Consider the following 25,411-nt stretch of genomic DNA (forward strand, 5'->3'; position numbering starts at 1 on the left):
TTCTGAGGCACCGTATCCAAGTTTCGTAGGCAAAACCTTCCTGCTAACGCAACCTAACCCCTATCCTCCGCGTCTACATGTATACCAACCTTTAGGAGGAACGACGAACTTGCCTTTCTATCACCGATTCGCGAAAACATTACGTGCCTGCCGTCTTCTGCTCGCTTTGCTTACGATTGCCGCCGGCGTTCTGCCGCAGCATGCGCTCGCCGCTGCCAAGCCGGCCTCCTCCGCCGGCTCCATCGCGATCTATCTGGAAGATACGCCGCTGCCAACCGACGTCAATCCTTATATTATCCCGAAAGCGAATATCACGATGGTCCCGCTTCGCGTGATCAGCGAAGGGCTTGGGGCCGACGTGCAGTGGCTCCCTTCGACGCGCTCCGTGATCATTCAGCGCTCGGACACGCTGCTCAACCTGCAGAGCGGACAGAACGTCGCGCTCGTCAACGGGCAGAAGGTCAAGCTTGACGAAAGCGTGCAGCTTGTAGCTGGAAGAGCGATGGTGCCGCTGCGTTTCGTAGGCGAATCGCTTGGGCTTACGGTCATCTGGGATCAAACAAGCAAGTCTATTAACCTCTACGATACCGGCAACGGTACTGGCGTTGGCACGGGTACCGGCAGTGGTGCTGGTAACGGCACTGGTAACGGCACGGGTACCGGCAGTGGTGCTGGTAACGGCACTGGTAACGGCACTGGTAACGGGACGGGTGCTGGCACGGGTACCGGGACGGGGACGGGTACCGGCAACGGCACCGGTACTGGCACCGGCACCAACGCGAACTCGCTGCGCGGCGCCTGGATCTCGACGGTCTACAACCTGGATTGGCCAAGCGTGCAATCGGCCGGCAATGAAGCGAAGCAGAAAGCGGAGTTTACGCAGCTGCTGGACGAATTGCAACGCATGGGACTGAATGCCGTATTCGTGCAGGTAAGGCCTGCCGGGGATGCGCTCTATCCTTCGACGATCGCGCCATGGTCCAAAGTACTGACCGGCCAGCAGGGCAAAGCCCCAACCTACGATCCGCTTGCTTTCATGGTGGACGAGACGCATAAGCGTGGAATGGCGTTCCACGCCTGGTTCAATCCGTTCCGGGCCAGCGTCGACGCCAAGACGGATGGGCTTGCACCGAGCCACGTCATCCTCCAGCATCCCGATTGGATCGTCTACTCGGGCGGCAAACCGTATCTGAACCCGGGCATCCCGGAAGCGCGGCAGCAAATTATCGATACGATCATGGAAGTCGTCAGCGGCTATGACATCGACGGGGTTCATCTGGACGATTATTTCTATCCGTCGAGCGGCGATTTCCCGGACTCCCTTGCCTATATAGCCAATAATCCGTTCAACCTGTCTCTGGGCGATTGGCGGCGAGGCAATATCAACGCGTTCATCAGCGACCTCGGCGAATCGATCCACGCGCTCAAGCCGAGCGTCCGGTTCGGCGTCAGCCCGTTCGGCGTGTGGCGGAACAAAGCCGTCGATCCGACCGGATCGGATACGCTGGCCGGCGTCACCGATTACGATAATATGTACGCGGACGTTCGGATCTGGATCCGCCAGCACTGGGTCGATTATGTCGCGCCGCAAATCTATTGGAGCTTCGTCAACTCAGCAGCGCCATACGGCAAGCTCGTAGACTGGTGGGCGAACGAAGTGAAAGGCACGGGCGTCGATCTCTATATCGGCCACTCCCCGTATAAGCTCGGCACGGCGGAGGCCGGCTGGCAGTCGTCGAGCGAAATCATTAACCAGCTGAAGTACGGCAAGACGAATACTGAAGTGGACGGCGACATCTTCTTCAGCGCCAAGGATCTGCGCGGCAATCCGCTCGGCATCATGGATGCGCTCCGTGCGTATTACGTCACGGGCGGCTAACCCGCTAACGTCGCAAACAAAAACCGCCGGACGTCATGACCATCATGACGCGTCCGGCGGTTTTATTATGTTTACAGTGCAGGTGTCTGCGGCAAATCTGTTCCCTGTGCAAGCTTCGGACGAGCCGAACTAGCCGCGATAAATGAAGAACGGCAGCTTCTCGATGCCGGCCAGGCGCAAGTAGATGAACATTTGCCCCTTATGGTGAATCTCATGGTCTTTGGCGCTCTGGAGCAGTTCGCTGCCCGTCATGGAACGCCCGAAAACCTCGATCGTCTGCTCCAGCTTCTCCGGCGCAATCGATCTCAGGACCGCTTCGGTTGCTTCCGTATCCGCGGCGACATTGGCGCGCAGCTCCTCGATCGTCACGAATGCTTGGGGCGGAGCGGATGGCGTATACTCGCCGTTCTTGAGCGTGTTCGCGAACATGCTCATGGCGCCGGTAATATGCAGGACCAGCCCGGACAGCGTCATCCCTTTCTCCCATGGCTTCATGTCAAGCTGCTCGGTCTTAACCTCTTCCAGCATCTGATGCAGTACTTTGCGATGGCTTAACCAATCGCTTATAAATCCGTCGATCGTCGTCATTACACTCGCTCCTTAATGGTTGCCGGGAATTGCCGCCAACGGCAGCATCCTTATTATACCGGACAGGCCGATTCATTTCACCTTCAAGCGACGCAGTCCCTGCCGGACTGCCAACGGCAGGAGAACCCCGACGAATCGACGGGGTTCTCGTGACTGCCCTAGTATGTATGACGCCGTATGTATAGAAAGAGTCGCCGTCCACCGGTCTAAGCGGACAGAGGTTCCGTTATTTTGCCAAAATTGGGCTTTTGGGATAGCGCACGGACACAGGATCCGTTAATGTCTCCGAATGACATCGAAAACATACCAATCGGCCCAGTTAACGGATCTCCTGTCCGCCAACACACGAAAAGACGTGATATTGAAGTGAATAACGTATCTCCTGTCCGCTTCCTTGCTTTGACGGAACGTACTACGACCAACCAGGCTGGGCTGCAACGGTTTGGGTGGTCTGGGTGGTCTGGGTGGTCTGGGTGGTCTGGGTGGTCTGGGTGGTCTGGGTGGTCTGGGTGGTCTGGGTGGTCTGGGTGGTCTGGGTGGTCTGGGTGGTCTGGGTGGTTTGGCAGTTTCGGCGGTTTGGGCGGTTGGGGTGGTTTGGACGGTTGCGGCGGTTGCGGCGGTTGCGACGGTTGGGGCGGTTTGGGCGGTGCGGCGGTTTGGGCGGTTTGGCGGTTTGGCAGTTTGGGGGTGGATGGTCTGGCTTGGTATAGCCTAGCCTGGCGTGGCTTGGTCTAGCCAGGCCCACTCGAATCCAGCCCACTCCGGCAAAGCGGCTGCCGGAACTGTCCGTGCTCCAGGGCTCAAGCTGCCGAGAGGCTGCTAGTGGCCCTATACAAGCAGCGGAGTTTCCTGCAAGCGAAGAACCCCGACGAATCGATCGTCGGGGTTCTCTTGCAATCGGATTGCTTCTTATATTCGGCGTGCTTACCTTACGAAACGATGATGGCCGATCGTCGCGACGACGTCCTTGCTGGTCCAGAACGCCCCGGTGGAAACCTCGGGATTGAAGAAGTATACGGCATTCCGAATGTTGTTCCTTCCGTTCAAGGCGTCCTTGGCCGCGCGCAGCGCCGTTGCGTTCGGCTTGCTCTTGTCCAAGAGCCCGTTGTGGGCCGGCGGGAATTGGCTGCCGGAATAAATCACGTCGCGAATCGTATCCGGAAAGCGCGGATCCTTCACCCGGTTCAGAATGACGTTCGCCAGCGCCAACTGGCCCGCATACGATTCATAGCCGGATTCGACCATCGTAATCTTGGCCAGCAGCATATAATCGGCTTCCGTGTACGGTTTGGCCGCTTGCGCGAAGAACGACGGGATCGTCACCTTCAGCTTCATGCCCGGCTTGACGTCGGCTGCGCTGCCGAGTCCGTTCCGTTGCAGCAGCTTCGCCTTGACGATGCTGTACTCCGCGCTGATCTCGTCTAAGCCGTAATCCTTCGTCACGATCGCAGGCTTGATCGCCGTTAGATTGATCGTGTTGCCCGATGCGCCCGCATTCATATCGGCATGGAGCAATTCCGTCAGCTGACGCAGCGGCATGACGAGCCTGCCGTTCTTCAGAAAAGGGTACGCTTCCATCCGGTAGCGCTTGTCGTTGAAATATACGACCGGCACGCCGTTGCCAAGCATGATATCGTCGCCGAGCGCCGTATGTATCGTCAATGCTTCATTATCGTTGTCCCAGTCCGCGCTCGCTCCCAATGCTTCGGCGACGCGTGCGGCGGGTACGTACACTCTGCCCAGGAAGAGGAAAGCTCCGGCGCCGCCCAGCTTCACTTTCTCGCCGTTCACTTTGATCGTCGTTTCGGACGCAACCGCCGTTTCTGCCGCGAATACGCTGGACAGCGGTCCAACGCACAACAGCAGCAGACTTGCTATCATTGCGGTAAGCAGCTTTCTCACCGGCTTGCCGACTCTGTTCATAAATGCCTCCCAGCAGCGCAAGTTGGTTGGATTAAGCTTCCAACGTTCATCTTCTGGCAGAATTATATCATGGCCGAAACATCGCACTGGATTAACTTTTTCACAGAATTAATAAAAACTTTAGCAAATTTATGAAAAAAATCTCATAAATCGCATAAGCAGCTCGGATAAAAACAGAAAACCACGTCCTGGCGGGCGTGGTTGACATGACCGAATTCTTATTGTCGTCTCTCTTGTATCCTGCTTGCCGTTCTCGCTTAATTCCGCTCCCTCTCTTCTGACGATAAGGAGATGCTTACTTGGTCTTAAACCGCGCCAGCGCTTCCTGCAGCTCCTGCGCCATGCCGCTCAAATGCCCCGCCGAGGACGCGATTTCCTGCATCGCCAGGCGCTGCTGCTGCGATCCGTCGGAGATGTCCTTCGTATGACGGTACGTCCCTTCCGTCATCGTCACGATCTCGCTCATGGACGCCGTTACTTCCTCGGTACCGGCCGACATCTCCTGCGCGGCGGCGGATACTTCCTGGATCTGGTTCGAGATATCCTGGAACGTCGCCGCGATCCGGTCGAACACCTCGCCGGCCGAGTCGAGCAGCTCCGCGCCGCGATCGACATCCTGCACGCCCCGCATCATCGCTTCCGCCGCCCTTGAAGTCGCCGTCTGCACTTCCTGAATCAGGCTGCCGATATCCGCGGCCGCGGACGACGACTGCTCCGCCAGCTTCTTCACCTCGTTCGCCACGACGGCAAACCCGCGGCCGTGCTCGCCCGCGCGCGCCGCTTCGATCGAAGCGTTCAGCGACAGCAGCTGCGTCTGGCTCGTGATGTCCGCTATGATCATGACGATGGCGCCGATCTGCTGCGAGAATGCTTCCAGCGCCTTCATATCTTCCGCGGATTTACCGACGGAGCGATGAATCGACTTCATTTGTCCGACGGCCTCGCGAACGGCCGCACTGCCTTCCTGCGCTTCCCGCAGCGAATCCTGGGTCGCCTCGGTCACGGCCGACGAGGATTCGGCAATCCGCTGCACGCCGTCCGCCATCTCGCCCATCGCGGTCGACGTTTGTTCGGCGCCCTGCAGCTGGTTCTCGCCGGCGACGAGCACCTCTTGGGTCGATTCCGCGATCCGGTCGGCGATGTCCGCCGAGCTGTACGCGGTGGCGGTCAGCTGCTCCGAAGCGGCGGCAACCTGCTGGGCCGTGGCGCTCGCTTTCCCGACGATCTGGGCGAAAGTATCGACCATCCGGTTCAAATCGTCCGACAACCGGCCAAGCTCATCCTTGCGGCGGATCGAGAGCCGCGGCGTCAGATCGCCCTGCGCCAGCTTGCGGACGGCTTCCATGATTCGCAGAATCGGTCTCGTCATGCTCAACGATACGAGCAAGGCGATGATCGCCACGACGACGCCCGTAATGATGCTCATCAGCGTCGACACTTTAGTCGCCGTCTTGAGCGAATCGTACATTTCCGTGTCGACGACGCTCGATACGAGCCGCCAGCCCGTCGAAGGAATGGAATCGAAGCTGATTTCCCTTTCGGCCCCGTTCCCGTCGGTATATTCGAAATTGCCTTTCGGCTGCTTCAGCACCGTGTCAGTGAGCCTGGCCGCTTCCTTGGCAGGCAGCACGTCGCTTGCTTTCTTGCCGACCTTCTCCTTGTCCGGGTGGGTCAGCAGCATGCCGGTCGGCGAGATCAGGTAGCCGTAGCCGGATACGCCGATGTGGATCGAACTCGTGAACACGTCCAAATTCGACGTCGACAGCGTACAGAACAATCCGCCCTGGTAATTCTGCTGCGCATCCAGAATCGGCACGAACAGGACAATGATGTCATTGCCGGTCGATTTGCTGACGAGCAAATCGGAAACGACCGGCTTCTTCGTCGCTTTCGCCTGCTTCGCGTAGTCTCGATCGGACACAGTGAACTTCAGCCCTTGCGTCGTATACGCCATGTCGTTCTTATCGACGTACACATACTCCTCCACTTCTTTATCGGCCGCTTCCAGCTTCTTGAAATACGCCAGAATGGCCGGCACGTTGCGGTTCTTGATCTCCTCGTTCGAGGCGATCGTTTCGCTCAGGAAGGAAATATTGCGTTGAATCGAATAATCGATGGCCCTGACGTCGGATAACACGACCGCTTCTTCCTTCGTGTGCACTTCCTTGGTCACGATCTGCTTCAAATCGTAGTGATAGAAGACGGCGCTGAGCACCATCGGCACGAGCGAGATGATCAGGAAAAGGCTGATCATTCTCGTTTTAAACGACTTCAACGCCAGCTTGCTTGTCCAGGAGGCCCGTTTGACCTGTCCGTTCTTGGTTTGCATGCGCTAGATTCCTCCATGTGTGTGATCTTGAAGCTTGCGGACTTGCCGATCAGCGATACCGGCTGAATTTCCTCTCTCCCCGCCCCATCCGACTTTCGTATGACGCCGTGCGACGCTATAACTATGTAATTCGACTGTCTCTCTTCTTTTTCGACATTATTCGCTATATACATTAGTTTCTTTCATTATATAATTAAATAACGGGAATCTTTTCCAGCGCTATGCAACTTCATACCTATGACAAGGGCAAACCATTTGGAAACAATGGGGCGCAAAGCCATGGCCTAAGGTATCCATGCGATACGATGGCAGCAAGGCTGCCGAGGATACTCGGAAATCCATCAGGAATCGATGGGTTTCTTTGTCGTCGTTTCCGATCAGAAGCAGCAGCATCCTTACGAATCGCCACGTTTCGATCGCCGTTACGGGCGATACCGCCTTCACGGTCATCCTTCCGCGCGCATCGATGAGAACGTATCCGAATGAGCGGCTGGATGGGGACGCCAACGAAACGGCGTCGCACGGATCGCTGCAATCAGCAAGATGACGAATGGAAGAGAGCGTGGAAACGATGGAGGCATCCCCCTTATGACATACGGCTACAGCTTGTTTCTGACAGGTCTGTCATTGCTTATTGCGCTGCTCGTCTCTTATACCGCATTGAATTCGGCGAAGCGCTTCCCTCCGTCCAACGGACGCAAGCAGCAGTTCCGGCTGATCGGCGGAGCGGCGGCGACAAGCCTCGGCATCTGGTCCATGCATTTCATCGCTATGCTCGCGTTCCGGCTGTCTCAAGGCGCGACATATCATTTCGATAGTATCGGTACCGTGCTCTTCACGATTCTGCTGTCCTTCATCGGAACGCTGTCCGGCTTCGCGGCCGCCCGCCCCGGGCGCTTCAAGCGGTACAAGCTGCTTGGCGGAGGCGCCTTCATGGGGCTGGCGTTCGGCGGGATGCAAGCTATCGGCATGTCCGCCTTGCAAGGCGTGTCCGTCCGCTATAGTCCTCCCCTCCTCACGCTCTCGGTCATGGTTGCGATCATCGCCTCGATCACGGCGTTATACCTCCTCTTCCATGCGCATAGAAGCTTCTGGATGAACGGTCTACTCCTGGGCATCGTCCTTACCGGGATGAGTTACTCCGGCATGGCCTCGGCGACGTTGACGCTGCACGATGACGGAATGAGCATGCCGATGAACGGCATACATATGGATAACTTCGACTTGGCGATCTACGTCGCGTTCGGCACGATCGTCATCTTCGGCATCAGCTTGATCGGTTCGCTCGCCGGGGACAAGCGGTTGGCGGAACGGCTCGCATGGAAAGGTTCGATTCTGGATTCGGCCATCGGCTGCCTCATCATGTTCGATCGGCACGGAACGGTCATCGAATTCAACCCGGCGGCGGAAAGCGCCTTCGGCTTCGAGCGCGGCGATGTCGTCGGCCGGCGAAATATCGATCAGCTAATCCCGCGCGATAGCGGGGCGAACGAGCAGGATAGGCGGAAGCTGGCGCCCGGCAGCGAATGGCTGCTCGGCGAACGCCTCGAAGCGACGGCGCTGCGCGCGGACGGGAGCGAGCTCCCGATCGAGATGACGGTCACGCGCATCAAGAAGGAACGGTCGTTCGCCTACGCCGTCCATATTCGCGATCTGACCGAACGGATACGCGCGGAGCGCGTGCTGCGGGAGAGCGAAGAACGCTACCGCAGATTGATCGAGTACTCGCCGGAGGCGATATTCGTGCAGCAGGACGGGCTGATCACATTCGTCAACGCCTCCGTCATGCAGATGCTGGACTTCGCGGACAGCAGCGAGCTGGTCGGCAATCCGATGATCTCGTTGATCCACGAGGACTATCGTGCGGCAGCGCGGCGCTGGCAGGAACGCGTTCAAGCGGGCGCGCAAGCGCCGGAGGCGATGGAGCTGAAGATGATCAAGCGCTGCGGCAGGCCGATCGATATCGAAGCCAAGTCCATTCTCTTCGAGTTCGAAGGCAAGCCCTTCGTGCAGACGATCGCCAGGGATATTACGGAGAAGAAGCAATACGAGGATGCGATCAAGCAGATGGCGTATTACGATACATTGACCGGGCTGCCGAACCGCAATCTATTCCATAAGCTGATCGAGGAAGCGCTGGGGCACGCGCGGCAAGACGGCCAGCGCTTCGCCGTCATGTTCCTCGACATCGACCGCTTCAAAATCATCAACGACACGATGGGCCATCCGATGGGCGACCTGCTGCTGCAGCGATTTGCCGCCCTGCTGTCCGTATGCATCGGCAACGACGGTACCGTATCCAGACTGAGCGGGGACGAATTCGTCGTCACGCTTCCGTGCTGCGACGCCGCGAAAGCCGAAACGTTGGCGCGCGGCATCCTGCTCGCCTTGACCGAGTCGATCTCTCTCGGCAGCGAGAACATCTACGTCACGTCCAGCATCGGAATCGCGCTGTACCCTTCCGACGGAGATAATGCCGAGACGCTAATGAAACACGCCGATTGCGCCATGTACGCCGCGAAAACGGAGAAGAACGGCTATCGCTTCTTCGATCGGCGGATGGACCGGGTCCATTCCAGGCAGGCCGCGATCGAACAGGCGCTGCATCGCGCCATCGGGGAACGACGGTTCTCGCTCCGCTACCAGCCGATGTTCGATGCCCGCACGAAGATGATGACAGGCGTCGAAGCTTTCCTTCGCTGGTCGGATCCGATGCTTGGCAGCGTGCCGCCGGAAGAATTCATTCCGATTGCCGAGGAGAGCGGTCAAATGGCCGCGATCGGCGAATGGGTCCTCCACGCCGCTTGCGAACAGATGCACGCGTGGCATGAGAACGGGCTTGCCCGCGTTCCGATCTTCGTGAACGTCTCCGCCCGCCAGTTCCATCAGGAGCAGCTCGTGCCGATGCTGCGCCGCATTCTGCAGCAAACCGGCCTGCAGCCGAAGTATTTGGCGCTGGAAGCGAAAGAAGGCGTCGTGCTGGAGGAGAGCGATGCCGTGTTCGCCAAGCTGGGGGCGTTGAAGGATTTGGGGGTCTGCTTGTCGATCGACGATTTCGGGACCGGCGGCAGCGCTTCCCCGACCCGGCTGCAGGAACTGCCGATCCGTACGATCAAGATCGATATGTCCATCTTGCTCGAGATCTCCAAGCCGCCGATCAAGGCAGCGATGGAAACGATCAGCGCGATGGGCAGAAGCCTGCCAATCGAGATCATCGCCAAGCGGGTCGAGACGGAGGAACAGTTTCTGCTGCTTGAGCGGCTTAACTGCACGAACGTGCAAGGCTGCTTATTCAGCCAGCCGCTCTCGGCCGAGCAGTTCGAGCATGCGTATCTGTACGCGCTCGCGCTGGATCATCAAGCATAATCGAGAAGAGGGGCCGTCCCGCTGTCACATCAATGACAAGCGGGACGGCCCCCGATTGGTATGCGCGTCTATAGGTCGAGCTTACGTCCGGCGCATATAAGCGCGCACGGTAATCGGCGCGAAGATCGCCACGATGACCGCGGCGCCGATCAGCGAGATGCCCAAATCCCAGCCGGCCGTGCCGCTGTTGGTCAAGTCCCGGACGGCCGTGACGAGATGCGAGATCGGATTGATCTTCACGAAGAATTGGAGCCAATCCGGCATCGTGTCGGCAGGCACGAACGCGTTCGACAGGAAGGTGAGCGGGAACAGCACGAGCATCGAGATCCCTTGCACGCTCGATGCGGTACGGGCGATGACGCCGAAGAAAGCGAAGATCCAGCTGATGGCCCACGCGCAGGCGATGACCAGCACCGCGGCAAGCGCCACGTGCTCTAGGCCGCCGTCAGGACGGTAGCCCATAATGTAGCCCATCGTGAACGTCAGGACGGTTGCGATCGTGTAGCGAATCGTATCGGCCAGCAGCGCGCCCGCTAACGGCGCGATGCGCGCGATCGGCAGCGACTTGAACCGGTCGAACACCCCTTTGTCCATATCCTCGCGCAGCTGCACCCCGGTGACGATGGATGTCGTGATGACGGTCTGCACGAGAATGCCCGGAATGATGACGGGCAGATAGCTGTGCACGTCGCCGGAGATGGCGCCGCCGAAAATGTACGTGAACATCAGCGTGAAAATAATCGGCTGAAGCGTGACGTCGAATAATTGCTCCGGCGTGCGGCGAATCTTCAACAGCCCGCGGTATGCCATCGTCAAGGAATGGCGTACGGATTGGCCGAAGCTCGTATGGTTTTTTAATTTCACGCCGGCACCCGGCTTCATGGCAGTCGTTCTCATTGTTTTGCCCCTTTCGCTGCATTCGATACGGCGGTTGCGGCTTGCGCGTCCTCATTCGCGCCGTGGCCGGTAATCGTCAGGAACACTTCGTCGAGCGTCGGCTTCTGCACGCTTACCTCATCCAGCGGAATGCCCTCCGCGCGAAGGGCGATCAACAGATCGGTGATCAGATCGGCCTTCGTCATCGGCGCCGTAATCTTCCCCGCTTCCGACGTCATGCTCGTCGGCACGCCGAGCACCTGCTCGATCATCCGGCGGGCGGTCTCCGAATGCTCAGGCTGCTGGACGCGCAATTGCAGCGATGAAGTGCCGACCGACATCTTCAGCTCGTCGACGGTGCCCTCGGCGACGACTTGGCCGCGGTCGATGACGGCGATCCGGTCCGCGAGCTGATCCGCCTCATCGAGGTATTGCGTCGTCAGCAGCACCGTCGAGCCCGTATTCACCAGCCGGCGGATCGTCTCCCACATCTGGGCGCGCGTGCGCGGATCCAGGCCTGTCGTCGGTTCGTCCAGGAAGATCAGCGGCGGCTGCGCGATCAGGCTCGCCGCCAGGTCCAGCCGGCGCCGCATGCCGCCGGAGAAGTTCTTGAGCGGCCGCTTGGCGGCCTCGGTCAAGCCGAATTCCTCGAGCAGCTCCGCCGCCTTGCGCTTCGATTCCGCCCGGCCGAGTCCGAGCAGCCGCGAGAAAATGATTAAATTCTCCGTGGCGCTGAGCGATTCGTCGACCGACGCGTATTGGCCTGTGACGCCGATCAATTGACGAACGATCTGCGATTCCTTCACGACATCGTGACCGAATATGCGCCCCGTCCCGGCATCCGGCCGCAGCAGCGTCGCCAGCATGCGAATCGTCGTCGTCTTGCCTGCCCCGTTCGGTCCGAGCACGCCGTAAATCGTGCCGGCGCGCACCTTCAGATTCACGCCGTCCACCGCGCGGTTATCGCCGAATGTCTTGACGAGCCCGTTGGCCTCGACAGCCCATTCGCTGTTGCCCCGCTCCATGTTCCTGCTATATGCGTTCATTGCCTGTTCCTCCTCGATCGCTGTTTACTTCTGGATGGTACCTTGCATTCATGAACGGAATATGAACAGCATCAATGGCTATTGGCAAATCGAAAAAGCCGCTCGGATTCGGCATCCAAACGGCTACATTCGGCCTCTATTCAAGCATGTCCGTCATGCCTAGCGACTGCAGCGCTCGTACGAGCACGGCTTCATTGCAGCTTCAATCGTCCGCGCATGAGCATCATAAGGTCATCGCGTGACCATACCGCATCAAGTACGCTTCCCGCTCCTTATAATCCGGCATCACGCTGCCGACGCGCCGCCAGAACGAGCGATCGTGATTCATATGCGTCAGGTGGCACAGCTCGTGGACGATGACGTAGTCGATCGCCTCGACCGGCGCCATCGCCAGCCGGTAATTGAAGGTCAGCGCCTTGGCCGAGCTGCAGCTGCCCCATTTCGTGACGGACTCGACGATGTCGATCGACTTCGGCTTCGCCTTCAGCAGCTTCTGATACGGCTGTATCCGCTCCAGGACGACCTGCTTGCAGCTGGCAAAATAAAACTTCTTCAGCTTCAGCCGCAGCTCTTCCTCGTTCAGCCCCTCCGTCCCGATCAGCTCGTGCAGCTGGCAGTAGCGGCCCAGGTGAAGAAACCTTCCTTGATCCTGATATTCCCGCAGACCCGGCGCTTCCCGCGCCTTCTCGATCGCGCCCAGCCGCTCCGCGATCTTCGCGGCAAGCTTCTCCACGGCGCGCATGACCGCTTCGGCGCTCGTGCCGTTGGGCGCCTTCACCGTCACGAAGCCGTTCGCTTCCACCTGAACCGAAAGCTTGCCCCACGGCCCGTACTCCACGTGAAAAGGAATTTCGCGATCCCCATAGTCAATCTTCATAATCGTAAGACAATTCCTCTCCGCTGGATATTGGATTCCATTATAACCGATTTCGGACGCAAAAGAGCCGCTTGCCGGGAAGTTCCCGCAAGCGGCTAAGTTTCCGGCAAGCGCCGAAGCCGACGGCCAACGGGCCGCAAGCACGGACCGTTCCATTCGGCGGCGCCCGCCTATCCTTTAATCGATCCCGCCGTGATGCCGTCGACGAAATATTTGTGCCCGACGATGCTGAGCAGGACGAGCACGGGAAGCGACATGAGCAGCGCGCCGGTAATCGGGGACGCGTAGTCGATCTTGTACGGATTGTTCATCGTCGTCAGCCCGACGGCCAGCGTCATCTTCGAGCCCGAGCTTAAATAGATGAGCGGGCCCAGATAATCGTTCCACGCGCCCATGAACGTCAGCAGCGCCACGATGCCGATCGCGCTGCCGCTCAGCGGAAGCGCGATGCGGAAGAAGCTGCCGAGCTCCGAGCAGCCGTCGATGCGGGCACTGTCGAAAATCTCCTTCGGGATGGCGACCATCACCTGCCGGATGAGGAAGACGCCAAAGGCCCCGACGGCGCCGGGCAGAATGAGCGGCCAGAACGTATCCAGCCAGCCGAACGACCGGAACATCATGAAGGACGGGACGAGCGTAATCTGGCCCGGAATCATCATCGTCGCCAGCATGCCCATGAACAGCGCGTGCTTCGATTTGAACTCGAACCTGGCGAAGCCGTAGGCCACCAGCGAGTTGAACACAATGGCGAGCACGGTCACCGACACCGCGATGATCAGGCTGTTGGCGAGCAGCGCGAAGAACGGAAGCTTCTCGAACAGATGGCTGAAATTGCTTAACGTCGGATGCAGCGTGACCGGATTGAGCGGATCGCCCACGATGTCCTCGTACCGCTTGAACGCCGTTCCGATCATGAACAGAAACGGGGTCAGGAACAAGAGGCTCAGGACGATGAGCACGAGGATCGCGAACAGCCGGCCCGCTCCCTGCCAGCCTATCCTGTAACCTTGCGCGGCCGGGAACCGGTCCGCGGCCGCTGCGGCTGATTTCTGCATGTTGTCGTCCTCCTATTCCTCCGAATGGTTCAACCTGAACATCCGCAGCTGAATGAAGCCGATGACCAGCAGCAGCAGCGTGAACACGTACCCGAGCGCCGACGAATACGTGAAGTCCTGGCGCCGGAACGCTTCGTCGTACAGGTAGGAAGTCGGGAACACGAGCGAGTTCTCCGGTCCGAAGCCGCTTCCCGCCAGAATGAACGCTTCGCTGAACATCCCGTAGGAGCCGAGCAGGCACTGGAACACGATGAAGGTCATGATCGGCCGCAGGAGCGGTATCGTCACGTACCATAATCGCTTGACCGGCGTGGCGCCGTCGATCTTCGCCGCTTCGATCAGCTCGTACGGCACGCTCTGCAGCCCGGCAAGGAAGAACAGGATGTTGATGCCCAAGTACTTCCACCCGCACAGCAGGACGAGCGCCGGAATCGTCCAGTTCGGATCCTTCAGCCAGCCGACCGGCGATGCCCCGAAGACGCCGAGCAGCTGGTTGATGACCCCGTTGTCGCGGTCCAGCAGCAGCTTGAAGATAATCCCGACCGCCACCGCCGACGTAATGTTCGGGGTGAAGAAGAACGTCGCGAAGAATCCTTTGCGCTTCGCGATATACGGCCGGTTCAGCAGCAGCGACACCCCGAGCGCGACGGGCAGGATGAGGAAGAGGCTGCCGAGCGCCAGCTTGGTGCCGTTCCACATTGCTTTCCAGAAGAAGCTATCCTTCAGAACGAATGCGTAGTTGGACAAGCCCGCGAAGGTATAGTCGTCCGTCCCTTTCATCAGGCTGAGCCAGAAACCGTACAGGATCGGATACAGCCCGAATACGGCGTACGCGATGAAGAAGGGGCTGATGAACAGCAGCGGGGCCAGCTTCCAGCGCGTGGATGCGTTCGTCATCATTTCGTTCGTCCTCCCTACTTCCGCGCTTGCTCCGCATCGATCAGGCTTTGCAGCTCCTTCTCCACGCTGCCGAGGAACGCTTCCGGCGTCATTTTGCCGTTCTGGTAATCGGGCTCGTATTTATCCCATGCCTTGCCGATTAGCGAGCGCCACCAAGCCTGGTTCTGGCTCGGCGCCTTCGTGCCCAGATCCGCGTACAGCGATGCGATGTCCTGGCCGCCGAAATATTCGGTCGTGGGGCTTTCCTTATGCAGGTCGGGCGATGCCGCGGCGCTCATTAAGGCCGGGAACAGGTTGATGATCCGGAAGCTGCTGACGATGTTGTCCGTGTTCAAATGGGTGTATTTCAGGAAGTCCCAGGCCGCGTCCTTGTTGGCGCTGAACTTGCTGAGCGCCATGCCCGTGCCGCCGTTCACCGTCGTCGGCACCGATTCCGGCCCGCCGAGCGGCATCGGCACCGCCGCCCACTTGCCGCTCAGATCCGGCGCGTTCTGAACGAGCTGACCCGCCCACCAATCGGGACCGAACGCTGCGATGAACTGCCCTTTCGTGTACGCCTCCCAAGCCTGCGGCCCTTCCGGCGACGATTTGCTCATCAAGCCTTGATCCTTCCAGGCTTTGATGCGTTTCAGCACCTCGATGCCCGTCGGCGTATCGAATCCGATCTTGCCGTCCTTCGTCACCATGTCGCCGCCTTCCTGGCGCAGCAGCTGCTCGAACACGCCTTCGTCCTTCTCGGTGCCGCTCAGGATGAAATTGTTCTTGCCGAGCAGCGGCTTCGACGCTTCCATGAACGCGTCCCATGTCGCCAGCTTGGAGACGTCGATGCCCGCCCCGTCGTAGAGGTCCTTCCGGTAGTAAAGCGCGGATACGCACGCCGCGATCTCGATGCCGTAGATGTTGTCGTTCACCGTGTAGAGATCGAGCCGGCCCTTCGGAATCGCCTCCGACAAACCATCCTTCTCCATGTACGTGTTCAGCGGCTCGAACGGCACGTCGCCCTTGATGTACCGCGGGAACGCGCCTTGCTCGACGTCGATCAGGTCGGGCGCGCCCTTGCCCCCGGACTGGGCGATGACGGTGTACTTATCGAAGAGCGCCGTAAATTCCAGCAGTTCGATCTTGATGTTGATGTCCGGATGCTCCTTCTCGTAATTCGCCTTCATCTCGTCGTAGTACTGCTTGTGCGTATCCGCGAACGTCCAGATCGTGATCGTCTTCTTGTCCGCCGATCGAGAACCGTTCCCTGCCGTGTTTCCCGCGTCCGTGCTGCAGCCGACCGAATAAAACAAAAAGCTGCCGGCAACGAGCAAACCGAGCCCTCTTTTCACTGTTACCCCTCCGCCCGATGATCGTTTTGTAAGCGCTGCTCATTCCTACATGAAGGATAGCACCGGCTCGGCAGGCGGACAATATCACCCCGTTGACCGAAAATGAACTAGAATTGATCTCGCTTCGCGGGCTCGCTCTCCTCCTTCTTCCGCCACGCCTCCCGCCTGATTTCGGTGGGCGATTTCCCGGTCCGCTGCTTCAGGCACTTGGAGAAATGAATCGCCGATTTGAAGCCGCAGCGTTCCGCGATTTCCGCCGCCGTGCCGTCCGTGACAGCCAGCATCTCCACCGCCTGCCTGACCCGGTAATGCCACAGATACTTGATCGGCGTCGTGTTCTCGTGCGCGTGGAACAGCCGGATCAAATGCTCGGGCGTCACGTTGACCTGCATCGCCAGCTCGTTGAACGACCAATCGTGCGCGAAGCGCTCGTGGATGGCGCGCTTCGCCGCCACGACCGAAGCATGCGCGATCGCCGCAGGCTCCTCGCATTGGTACTCGTGGGAGAATTGATGCAAGGCGGCAAGACCGAGACATTTCATCCGCGGGCTGTCCGCGGCGGCGCCGGGCTTCATCGCCAGCATCAGGTCCGTTAATTGGTTGATCTCGGGCGAGATCGGGAGCATGAACGGGAATGCGTCCAGCTCCGCCGCGCCGGTATCGGGGACGTCGACAGCAATCCAGCGGTGCCAGGTCTCCCGGTCCGGCGCGAATTCGAAATATTCCCAGTGGCCGGGCTTCAGCAGCACGACGTTGCCCGGCGTCACGGGATGGCTCGTTCCGTCGATCGTAACCGTCAGATGGCCCGTATGGAGCAGCACAAGCTGAAAATCCGTTTGATAACGCGGTCCGTACCGGCCGCCGGGCGAATAGACGATCGTTCCGCAATCCGCGGCGTGCACCTGTTCCGTCAGCAATGATTCGGCAGCATGGCCCATGTTCGAACCCCCCTGGCTGAATGGTTTCGGGACGCTCCCCTGGCCGGCGACGCGCCGGACGGGGCAGCAAAAAACACCCTCATCGACCGGATCGGACAAGAGTGTTCCCTGACCTTCTATAGCGGCGCGAACGCCGGAATTATCCTTTGACCGCGCCGGCCGTCATGCCTTGGATCATGAAGCGCTGGAAGACGATGCCGATGAACAGCGTCGGAATGGCGAGCAGCACGCCCGTCGCCATGATCGCGCCCCAATCGAACGTGCGCAGGCCCATGTATTCCATGACGGCGAGCGGCGCGGTCTTGATGTTCTTCCCCGTCAGGATGAGCGAGAAGAAGAAGTCGTTGTAGCTGAACAGGAACGTCATGATGGCCGTCGCCGCCAGTCCGGGAGCCGCGATCGGCAAAATGACCCGCAAGAACGCGGAATACCAGCTGCAGCCGTCGATCAGCGCCGATTCGTCCAGCGCCTTCGGAATTTGGGCGAAGAAGCCGAGCAGCAGCCAGATCTGGAACGGCAGCGCGAACGTCGTGATGGCGATGACCATGATGAAATACGTATCGAGCAGCCCGAACGTCCGCGCGATGATATAGAGCGGCAGGCCGAGCACGATCGCCGGGATCATCCGGGAAATCAGAATGAGCGTCGACAGCGTATTCGCGCCGACGAGCCGGAAGCGCGTCAGCGCATAGGAGCTCGTCGAGCTGCAGAACAAGGTCAGCAGCGTCGTCAGCACCGCGATGACGGCGCTGTTGAGGAACGAACCGAGGAAGCCTGGATTGCTCAGCACGGTCTTGAAATTGTCCAGCACGGGCGTGAACAGCAGCTTCGGCGGCAGCGACATCGCTTCGCTGTTCGGCTTGAACGCCGTTATGATCATCCAGACGATCGGCAGGAGCAGGAATATCAGCGCCAGCGCGACGAGCAGCGCGAACAGCGTCCGTTCCGCCGCGTTACCGCCTCGCCTGAGCCTGCCGGCAGCCCGCAGCCCTATCCGTTCCGCGCCGTTCCCGATACCGGCCATGCGCTGCTCTTGTCCCGTCATCCCGCTCATACTCTCAACTCCTCGTTCGTCCGATTCATTTCGCGGATGAGCAGCGATCCGACGATCAGGATGACCGCGACGATGATCAGCGCCAGGGCCGAGCCTTTCCCGATATCGAACGAGTTGAAGGCCAGCTCGTAGTCCAGGAACTGCACCGTCCGCGTCGCATTGGCCGGGCCGCCCTTGGTCAGCACGTAGATGTTGTCGAAGATGCGGATCGTGTCCATGATGCGGATGATGAGCACCACGAGCAGCACCGGCTTGATGCTCGGCAGCGTGACATGCCAGAAGATGCGAAGCCGGCTCGCCCCGTCCACCTGCGCCGACTCCACGGGATCCTGCGGCACGGCCTGAAGCGCGGCGTACATGACGAGGAACACGAACGGGACCGCGCTCCAGATATCGACGAGCGCCACGGAGAAGAGCGCCGTCCCCGCGTCGGAGAACCAGCCGGGTCCCTCGATGCCGAACCAGCCGAGCACGTAATTGACGATGCCGAACGTCGGCTCGAGCAGGAATTTCCATGACAGGTACACGGCGACCGGCGCGATCATCATCGGGGTCAGCATAAGGGCCTGAATCGGCCGCTTGCCCCGGAACGGCCGGTTCAGGAGCAGCGCCAGCCCAAGGCCCAGCACGATGCCGGCCGGCGCCGAGAGCAGGACGAACTTCAGCGTGACCAGCATGGATGCCCGGAATTGATCGTTCGCCAGCATGCCGCTGAAATTATCGAAGCCGATGAAATGCCGGCCCGCCTGCGGTTTCATCAAGTTCCAACGAAACATGCTCGTCCAGATGACGTAGCCGATCGGGAACAGGAAGATGCAGAGAAACAAGAGCATGGTCGGTGCCAGAAACACGTAGGGGGCTGCATTTTTTCGCATGGTCCTCTCCTTTCCTTCCGTTCGCGCGCGTGGCTGAGCCGTGGCGGTTAGCCGGGCGGTGACGTAGCTGGGCGACGGTATAGCTGCCCGGGCGGCGGCTCAGCCGAGTGCCAGTCCGCGCGGCCAGCCGGGCGGCGGCCAGTCGTGAGCTGACCTTCGCGGCCAGCCGGGCGGCGGCTCAGCCGAGTGCCAATCCGCGCGGTCAGCCGGGCGGCGGCCAGTCGTGAGCTGACCTTCGCGGCCGGCCAGGCGGCGGCTCAGCTGCCTGGCCCACGCGGTCAGCCGGCCGGCCATCGCGGAGCAGCCGTCTTACTTGTCGTAATAGCCTGCGTCCTTGAGAATGCCCTCCACCGTCTTCTGCAGCGCGTCCAGCGTAGCTTGGGCCGGTTTGCCCGCGACGATCGAATTGATCGCGTTGCCGACCTGCGTGTTGATTTGCGCCGACTCGGCGAAGGACGGACGTTCCTGCGCCGTATCCAGCACGTCGGCGGAAGCGCCGAGCGTCGGGTTCAGCTTCCGAAGCTCCGGATCGGCGTTGACCGATTTACTGGCCGTCGAGGTCTGCTTGGCGATCTCCTTCATCGTCTCCGGCTTCGTGAATTCGTGGATGAATTCATAGGCCGCGTCCTTGTTCTTGACGTTCGAGGTGACCGCGATGCCCCAGGCGCCGAAGCGCGGCACCGCCTTCCCGCTCGGTCCGACGGGCACCGGCGCTACGGCGAACTTGTCGTAGATCTTGCTCTTGGTCTTATCGGTGAACGAGCTCAAGTAGCCGGGCCACATGATCGTCGCGGCCACGCTGCCGGAGTTGAACGCGGCGACCGTCTCTTCGTTCTGCCATGTCGCGACGCCCTTCGGCGCGGCATCCTTGAGGATTTTGGCGAACAGCTCGGCGGATTGCACGGCCTCCGGCGTGTTCAGCAGCGGTTTCATGGCGTCGTCGTAGTACTTGCCGCCGTGCGACCAGAAGAAATAGCTCCAGAAGCTCGACGAGCCTTCATCCGGTCCGCCCGGGTAGGCGATGCCGTAAACGCCGTCCTTGGTCAGCTTCTTCGCGGTTTCGTACATGTCGTCCATCGTCTTCGGCGGCTGCAGGCCCGCCGCGTCGTAGAGGTCCTTCCGGTAGAAATAGACCATCGCCTCCGCGGAGAACGGCGCCATATACCATTTGCCGTCCACTTTGCCGTAGCTCTTGACCGATTCGTAGTAATCGTTCTCGTCGTAGCCGTATTTCGAGAAGAAATCGTCCATCGGCAGCGCCGCCTTCGAATTCGCCCACAGCACGGTGTAGTTCCCCGGAAGGAACACGAGGTCGTAATCGCCGCCCTGGCTCGTCATGGCGAGCTTCTGCTTGCCGTCGTACGTGACCCAGTCGTAATATTCCGTCTCCAGCTTGATTCCCTTGGCTTCGAGCCCGGGTGCGATCGACTTGACGATATCTTCGGTGAAGCCCGAGCTGCCGAGGATGCGAAGCGTGACCGGGTCCTTGGCGGACGCGCCCGCATTCGTTCCTTCCGAGTCCGCGTTCGCCGCGCCGTTGCCGCCGGCGCTGTTCGCGCTGCCGGAATTGCCGTCGCTGCCGCTATTTCCGCCGCCGTTGCCGCCATTTCCTCCGTTTCCGCAGGCGCTGACGAATAGCAGGACGGCGCTGAGCATCATGGCGGCCAGCCGTTTCTTGGTACCGATCGTCAAACAGAATCCCCCCACAATTGTTTTACGGCAGCGCAGCGGCGCTACGGTCGCGATCAGCCGTCTTGTAAACGCTTACCGCCGTTACGATCATGTTAGCTCCGGCCGCGCGCAGGCACAATGCGGCATCCTTTTGATTTCCTCCAAAATCTTAATCGCTTTCGGGCGGCTTTCCGCGTTCGAACGAAGAGCGGTTGACGAATCTCCAAGATCTTTCGAAAGGGTGCAAAATATTGCGATCGCTCTCGCCGGCTACTGCTTCATCCGCTTGTACTCCGTCGGGGTGACGCCGACCCTGCCGCGAAAAACCTGGCTGAAGTATTTCTCGTTCTCGAAGCCGACCATCGTCGCGATTTCGTAGATCCGGCCGGAGTCCGAGCGAAGCAGCCGCTTCGCCCGCTCGATGCGGTAATGGGTCAGGTAATCCACGAAATTGCAGCCGGTCTGTTCCCGAAACACGAGGCTCAAATGGCTTTTGCTCATCCCGACATGCTCCGACAGGTCAGCTAACGTGATCTGCCGCTCGTAGTGGGTCTGGATGTACGCGATCGCCCGGCGGATAGCAGGCGGCGCCGCGGCGGACGGCACCGCCATGCCGGCTTCGCGCAGCCGTGCCGCCCGCTCGAGGAACAAGCGCGCCAATTCCGGTGCCGTCCGCGAATTCAGGAGCTCGTCGGCGCTCACATATTCCGCTTCCGGAACGGGGCTGTCCTCGAACACGGCATAATCCAACTGCCTGTTGTGCCAGCCGGCCAGTTCGGTGCACATGGCCTTGAGCAGCCGGCCGCTGCCGCTTCGGCAGACGTCGCCGACGAGCGAACGCAGCAGCTCCTCGCCATGGCTTTCGTCAACGCCGAGGAGAGCGCCGAACAGCTCCTGCAGCCGCAGCTGCAGCTGCTTCAGCTCCTCTCGGAGCCGCCCGTCATCCCCTTTCGTCTCCGCGTGGACGAACACGTTCCGGTCTTCCCGGAGCAGCCTGCAGCGCAGCGCTTCCCGCGCATGGACGAGCTTCGCGTGCAGCTGCAGCGGGTCGCGGACGGTCCCGCCGATGCCGACGGTGAGCTTCAGGCGCATGTAAGACGCCACCGCCTGTACCGCCCGGTTCGCCGCATGCTCCGCTTCCTGCAGCAGGCCGCCTACCGCCGGACCTGCGGCGACCGCGATATAATCGCCGCTGTCCGCGTCCCGGATCATGAAGGAGGCGGGGAGGGTCTGCAGCAAGCCCTGGATGATGTTGAACAGGGCGTTCTCCACCGCATCCCGCTTCTGCTGCCCTTGCAGCTCCGGCACGCCCCGCTGCTTCTCTGCCGAGAAGAGCAGCACCGCGTATTCGCGGTCGGGCAGTTCGATGCCGTATTGCGCCGCCGCGGCGCCCAGCTCTTCGCGCGATGCATAACTGCCGCGAAGAAGCTCGCGGTAGAAGCTGTCCCTGGCGATATGCGTGTGCAGCGCCGCCTGCTTCTTAAGCTGGTAATACTCCTTGTCCCGCTGCTCTTTCTCGTCGATCTGCGCGCGAATGCGGCATAGCGCCGCTTCGAGCGCGGCGCCGGTCAGCTCCGGCTTCAGAATGTATTCGTCGGCCCCGGCGGCCAATGCCTCGCGCATGTAGGCATAGTCGTCGTAACAGCTGAGCACGATGATCCGCAGCGTCCGGTCGCGGTCCCGCAGGCGCTGCAGCAGATCCGCGCCGTCCATCTGGGGCATTTTCATATCCATGATCAGCAGGTCGGGCTTCATCGCCTCGATCATCTCCAGCGCCTGCACGCCGTTCGCGGCCTCGCCCGCGATCTCCCAGCCCGCGCCCGCCCAGTCGATCAAGACGCGCAGGCCGACCCGCACGAGAATGTCGTCGTCCACGAACAATACTTTAAGCAATCCGGTGTCCCTCCTTCGGCAGCGCCGCGGGAAACCGGACGATGACCGTCGTGCCCGCGCCTTCGGCGCTCCGGAATTCTAAGCCGTACTGCGTTCCGTAATGCAGCTGCAGCCGCTCGTGCACGTTCTTGACGCTGATGCCCGAGAAGCGCGACAGGATGCGCCCCGCCATGACGTCCTTCAGCAGCCCGGGGTCCATGCCCTTGCCGTTGTCGGAAATCCGGCAGACGATGTGGCCGTCCTCCAGCATGACCTCCAGCGCGATCAGACCGCTGCTTTCCATCGCTTCAAGCCCGTGAAACAGGGCATTCTCCACCAATGGCTGCAAGATCAGCTTCGGAATGCCGTATTCAAGCGCCTCCTCGGCCACCAGGTACGCCATCTCGAACGAATGGCAATAGCGCATCTGCTGGATGTGGATGTAATGCTTGAGGTTCTCGATTTCCTTGCGGAGCGGAATCGTCTCGTTGCCCAGATTGACGCTGTTGCGCAGCAAATTGACGAGCGCGGAGATCATGTCGCTGATCTGCTGTTCGCCGCGGATCACGGCCATCCATTTGATCGAATCGAGCGTGTTGTACAGAAAATGCGGCTGGATTTGCGCCTGCAGCGCGGACAGCTCGGCCTTGCGCTTCAGCTCCTGCTCCCGGTAAATCTCGCTGTGCATCTCTTTCAGCCTTGCGGTCATCATGTTGAAGTTTTTGCTCAAATAGCCGATTTCGTCGTTGCGGATCGTGTCCAGTCGCACGTCAAGGTCGCCGTGCTGCACCTTCTTGATGAGCCCGACCAGATTACGGAGCGGCTTCATCAGCCGGCTGGACAGGAACGCGGCCATGATGAGCGCCGCCGCCAGGCAGATCAAGACGAGCAGCAAGGTGAGCCGCTTGATCACGAGCACGGGCTTCAGGATTTCGGAGTAGGGGATCAGCTGCACCACCCTCCAGCCGCTGAGCTTGGACGTCCGGAAGATGCGCAGCATCCGCTTGCCGTCCACCGTCACTTGGTCGTCGCCGCTGGCAAGCCGAGACTCGCCGGCAAGCGAAGCGGCCGCGGCGAACCGGTGCCCGGGATCGCGTTTGTAAATCGTGTTGCCGTCTTCGTCGATCAGGATGAGCGAGCTGTTATAGCCGCTGTGAAGCCTCGATACGATCTCGTCGATGACGCGGTAGTCCATGTCGACGCCTAATAAGCCGAGCGGACTGCCGGTCTGAATGTCCCGGAACAGCCGGGCCATCCGGATCGGCCTGTTGCGTTCCGCCGCATTCTCTTGTCCGGGCTTGTCAGCATCGGCTCCGTCGTTCGCCTTGGCTTGATCCGGCACGATCGTAAAATAGCTCTTGCCTCCCCGCTCCGACGTCGCCCGGTACCAGTCCTGCCGCTTCATCAGCTCCGGCACGTGGTCCTGCGGCGATGCCCTGTTCGTGTTGCTGCTGCTGACCAGAAAATACGCGTCGCCGATCAGAAAGACCGACTCGATGCCGTCCTGCACGCTCAGCTGCTTCGTCAGCAGCGCTTTGATTTCGTTGACGGCCTGAATTTCCTCCTCATCGAACCTCCCCGCCATTTTGCGCAAATTGCTGTTGATCGTGTAATTGAAAATGATGTCGGTGGCCACGCTCTCCATGCCGCTCAGGTGGAATTCGATATTGTCGAGCACCTGATCCATCGTTTCCGCCGTGTTCAACGTGACGCTTCGCTCGATGATGCCGGATGAGGCGCGGAACGTCATGAAGCCGAGGAAGAGCAGCGGCAGAATGATCATCACGAAAATGAACATCATCAATCGGGCTTGAATGCTGCGCAGGAACAATCGCCTGAGCCGATTCATTCCTTACCGCCTCCTTCGCGTTCATTGGCTTCCACTGACTTCGACTGGCTTCCATAGGCATACATGCGCTTCAATTCGCTTCATGCCCGTTATTGGGACGGGCTCCCCCGCTGCCAGCAGCGCTTGCGGTACGCAGTCGGGCTGACGCCGAAATGGCCCGCGAACTGCCGGCTGAAATAATACGCGGATTCAAACCCCACGTCGAACGCGATTTCGTTGATTCGGCGGGACGTTAGTTCGAGCAGCCGCGCGGCTTTGGCCAGCCTCATCTTGTTCAGCAGCACCGTGAGCGTATCGCCGGTCTGTTCCTTGACCAGATGGCAGAAGCGCGACGTCGACAGGCCGGCCATCGCGGCCAAGTCGGAGAGCCGGTGCTTGCGGTGCAGATGCTCGGACAGGTAGCGAACGACCTGGCTGATCCGTTCGTCCATCACGTTCGCGCGCTCCCGTTCGCCGTTGTGGTGATGGATCAACACCAGCAGTTCCGCGAGCGCAAGCTTGGCCAGCTCGCGGTTGACGGGCGCCGACATGGACGAGTCGCGAATGAGCCGGAGGAACGTCTGCTCGATCCGGCTCCGCAGCTCGTCGCCGCGAAGATGGAGGCAGATCAGCCGTTCATCGTTGCGCGGGAGCTCGAGCCAAGGCATCCACTCCGGCAGCGGCACGAAGTGGGTCCATAGAATATCCCACTCGCCGGCTTCGTTGGCCGCGTAATGATGCGGCACGCCCGGCGACAGGATCACGACGTCGCCCAGGCCGCACACATGCACGTCCCGGTGCACGCGGAAGGAACCGCTTCCATGAACCGTGTAGACGAGCAGCCAGTCCTCCGTCCCCCGGGAGCGATGCCCCTGGAAACCGTAAGGCCGGCGAAACCGATCCGCGAGCAGCACGCCGACCTCCGGCGATTCCGTCTCGGTATCGAAGCGAAACAAATGCTCGTTTAATGCCCATGCGCCACCTTTCATACGGCAGTAAAATC

At 60.2% G+C, this 25,411-nt stretch carries 18 protein-coding genes and 1 riboswitch; of the genes, 2 read left to right on the forward strand and 16 right to left on the reverse strand.

Going from position 1 to position 25,411, the window contains the following annotated elements:
• Positions 1–109: 109 nt before the first annotated feature.
• On the forward strand, positions 110–1,879 hold the full coding sequence (locus tag GXP70_RS21145; RefSeq protein ID WP_225442503.1) for a family 10 glycosylhydrolase: 1,770 nt from the start codon (positions 110–112) through the stop codon (positions 1,877–1,879).
• 129 nt (positions 1,880–2,008) lie between these two features.
• Here GXP70_RS21145 and GXP70_RS21150 read toward each other — a convergent pair whose 3' ends face one another.
• From GXP70_RS21150 to GXP70_RS21160, 3 genes are all read right to left on the reverse strand, one after another.
• On the reverse strand, positions 2,009–2,467 hold the full coding sequence (locus tag GXP70_RS21150) for a DinB family protein (protein WP_162358667.1): 459 nt from the start codon (positions 2,465–2,467) through the stop codon (positions 2,009–2,011).
• Between the two features lie 924 nt (positions 2,468–3,391).
• A complete protein-coding gene (locus GXP70_RS21155; protein ID WP_162358668.1) occupies positions 3,392–4,390 on the reverse strand; it encodes a cell wall hydrolase in 999 nt (332 codons plus the stop codon).
• A 295-nt stretch (positions 4,391–4,685) separates the two neighbouring features.
• The gene (locus tag GXP70_RS21160) at positions 4,686–6,719 is read right to left on the reverse strand and encodes a methyl-accepting chemotaxis protein (protein WP_162358669.1); all 2,034 of its coding nucleotides are present in this window, start codon (positions 6,717–6,719) and stop codon (positions 4,686–4,688) included.
• 235 nt (positions 6,720–6,954) lie between these two features.
• Positions 6,955–7,044, forward strand: a riboswitch (cyclic di-GMP riboswitch).
• A 263-nt stretch (positions 7,045–7,307) separates the two neighbouring features.
• Between GXP70_RS21160 and GXP70_RS21165 the strand changes: the two genes are divergently transcribed.
• Positions 7,308–10,085, forward strand: a complete 2,778-nt coding sequence (locus GXP70_RS21165; RefSeq protein ID WP_162358670.1) for a bifunctional diguanylate cyclase/phosphodiesterase — start codon at positions 7,308–7,310, stop codon at positions 10,083–10,085.
• An 81-nt stretch (positions 10,086–10,166) separates the two neighbouring features.
• Here GXP70_RS21165 and GXP70_RS21170 read toward each other — a convergent pair whose 3' ends face one another.
• The 13 genes from GXP70_RS21170 to GXP70_RS21230 all read right to left on the reverse strand — a co-directional run bounded on the left by GXP70_RS21170 (position 10,167) and on the right by GXP70_RS21230 (position 25,397).
• A complete protein-coding gene (locus tag GXP70_RS21170; protein WP_162358671.1) occupies positions 10,167–10,982 on the reverse strand; it encodes an ABC transporter permease in 816 nt (271 codons plus the stop codon).
• Positions 10,979–12,007 carry an ATP-binding cassette domain-containing protein gene (locus GXP70_RS21175; RefSeq protein WP_225442504.1) on the reverse strand — a complete coding sequence of 343 codons (1,029 nt, stop codon included), beginning with the start codon at positions 12,005–12,007 and terminating at the stop codon, positions 10,979–10,981. The genes GXP70_RS21170 and GXP70_RS21175 overlap by 4 nt, the downstream gene beginning before the upstream one ends.
• Positions 12,008–12,230: 223 nt before the next feature.
• Positions 12,231–12,884, reverse strand: coding sequence for a M48 family metallopeptidase (locus tag GXP70_RS21180; protein WP_162358672.1), 654 nt, complete (start codon positions 12,882–12,884; stop codon positions 12,231–12,233).
• Positions 12,885–13,054: 170 nt separating this feature from the next.
• The gene (locus GXP70_RS21185; RefSeq protein WP_162358673.1) at positions 13,055–13,939 is read right to left on the reverse strand and encodes a carbohydrate ABC transporter permease; all 885 of its coding nucleotides are present in this window, start codon (positions 13,937–13,939) and stop codon (positions 13,055–13,057) included.
• 12 nt (positions 13,940–13,951) lie between these two features.
• A complete protein-coding gene (locus tag GXP70_RS21190; RefSeq protein WP_162358674.1) occupies positions 13,952–14,839 on the reverse strand; it encodes a carbohydrate ABC transporter permease in 888 nt (295 codons plus the stop codon).
• Between the two features lie 14 nt (positions 14,840–14,853).
• A complete protein-coding gene (locus GXP70_RS21195) occupies positions 14,854–16,170 on the reverse strand; it encodes an ABC transporter substrate-binding protein (RefSeq protein WP_162358675.1) in 1,317 nt (438 codons plus the stop codon).
• 107 nt (positions 16,171–16,277) lie between these two features.
• The gene (locus GXP70_RS21200; protein ID WP_162358676.1) at positions 16,278–17,108 is read right to left on the reverse strand and encodes an AraC family transcriptional regulator; all 831 of its coding nucleotides are present in this window, start codon (positions 17,106–17,108) and stop codon (positions 16,278–16,280) included.
• 139 nt (positions 17,109–17,247) lie between these two features.
• A complete protein-coding gene (locus GXP70_RS21205; protein ID WP_162358677.1) occupies positions 17,248–18,162 on the reverse strand; it encodes a carbohydrate ABC transporter permease in 915 nt (304 codons plus the stop codon).
• Positions 18,159–19,037 (reverse strand): carbohydrate ABC transporter permease, encoded by an 879-nt coding sequence (locus GXP70_RS21210; protein WP_162358678.1) that lies wholly within the window; start codon positions 19,035–19,037, stop codon positions 18,159–18,161. Before GXP70_RS21210 ends, GXP70_RS21205 begins: the two co-directional genes overlap by 4 nt.
• 309 nt (positions 19,038–19,346) lie before the next feature.
• Positions 19,347–20,729, reverse strand: a complete 1,383-nt coding sequence (locus tag GXP70_RS21215; RefSeq protein WP_162358679.1) for an ABC transporter substrate-binding protein — start codon at positions 20,727–20,729, stop codon at positions 19,347–19,349.
• A 249-nt stretch (positions 20,730–20,978) separates the two neighbouring features.
• A complete protein-coding gene (locus GXP70_RS21220; RefSeq protein WP_162358680.1) occupies positions 20,979–22,601 on the reverse strand; it encodes a response regulator in 1,623 nt (540 codons plus the stop codon).
• Positions 22,594–24,429 carry a cache domain-containing sensor histidine kinase gene (locus GXP70_RS21225; RefSeq protein WP_162358681.1) on the reverse strand — a complete coding sequence of 612 codons (1,836 nt, stop codon included), beginning with the start codon at positions 24,427–24,429 and terminating at the stop codon, positions 22,594–22,596. Before GXP70_RS21225 ends, GXP70_RS21220 begins: the two co-directional genes overlap by 8 nt.
• 89 nt (positions 24,430–24,518) lie before the next feature.
• Positions 24,519–25,397 (reverse strand): helix-turn-helix domain-containing protein, encoded by an 879-nt coding sequence (locus GXP70_RS21230; protein WP_162358682.1) that lies wholly within the window; start codon positions 25,395–25,397, stop codon positions 24,519–24,521.
• Between the last annotated feature and the right edge of the window lie 14 nt (positions 25,398–25,411).

Source organism: Paenibacillus lycopersici (assembly GCF_010119935.1).
GTDB classification, from domain to species: domain Bacteria; phylum Bacillota; class Bacilli; order Paenibacillales; family Paenibacillaceae; genus Paenibacillus_Z; species Paenibacillus_Z lycopersici.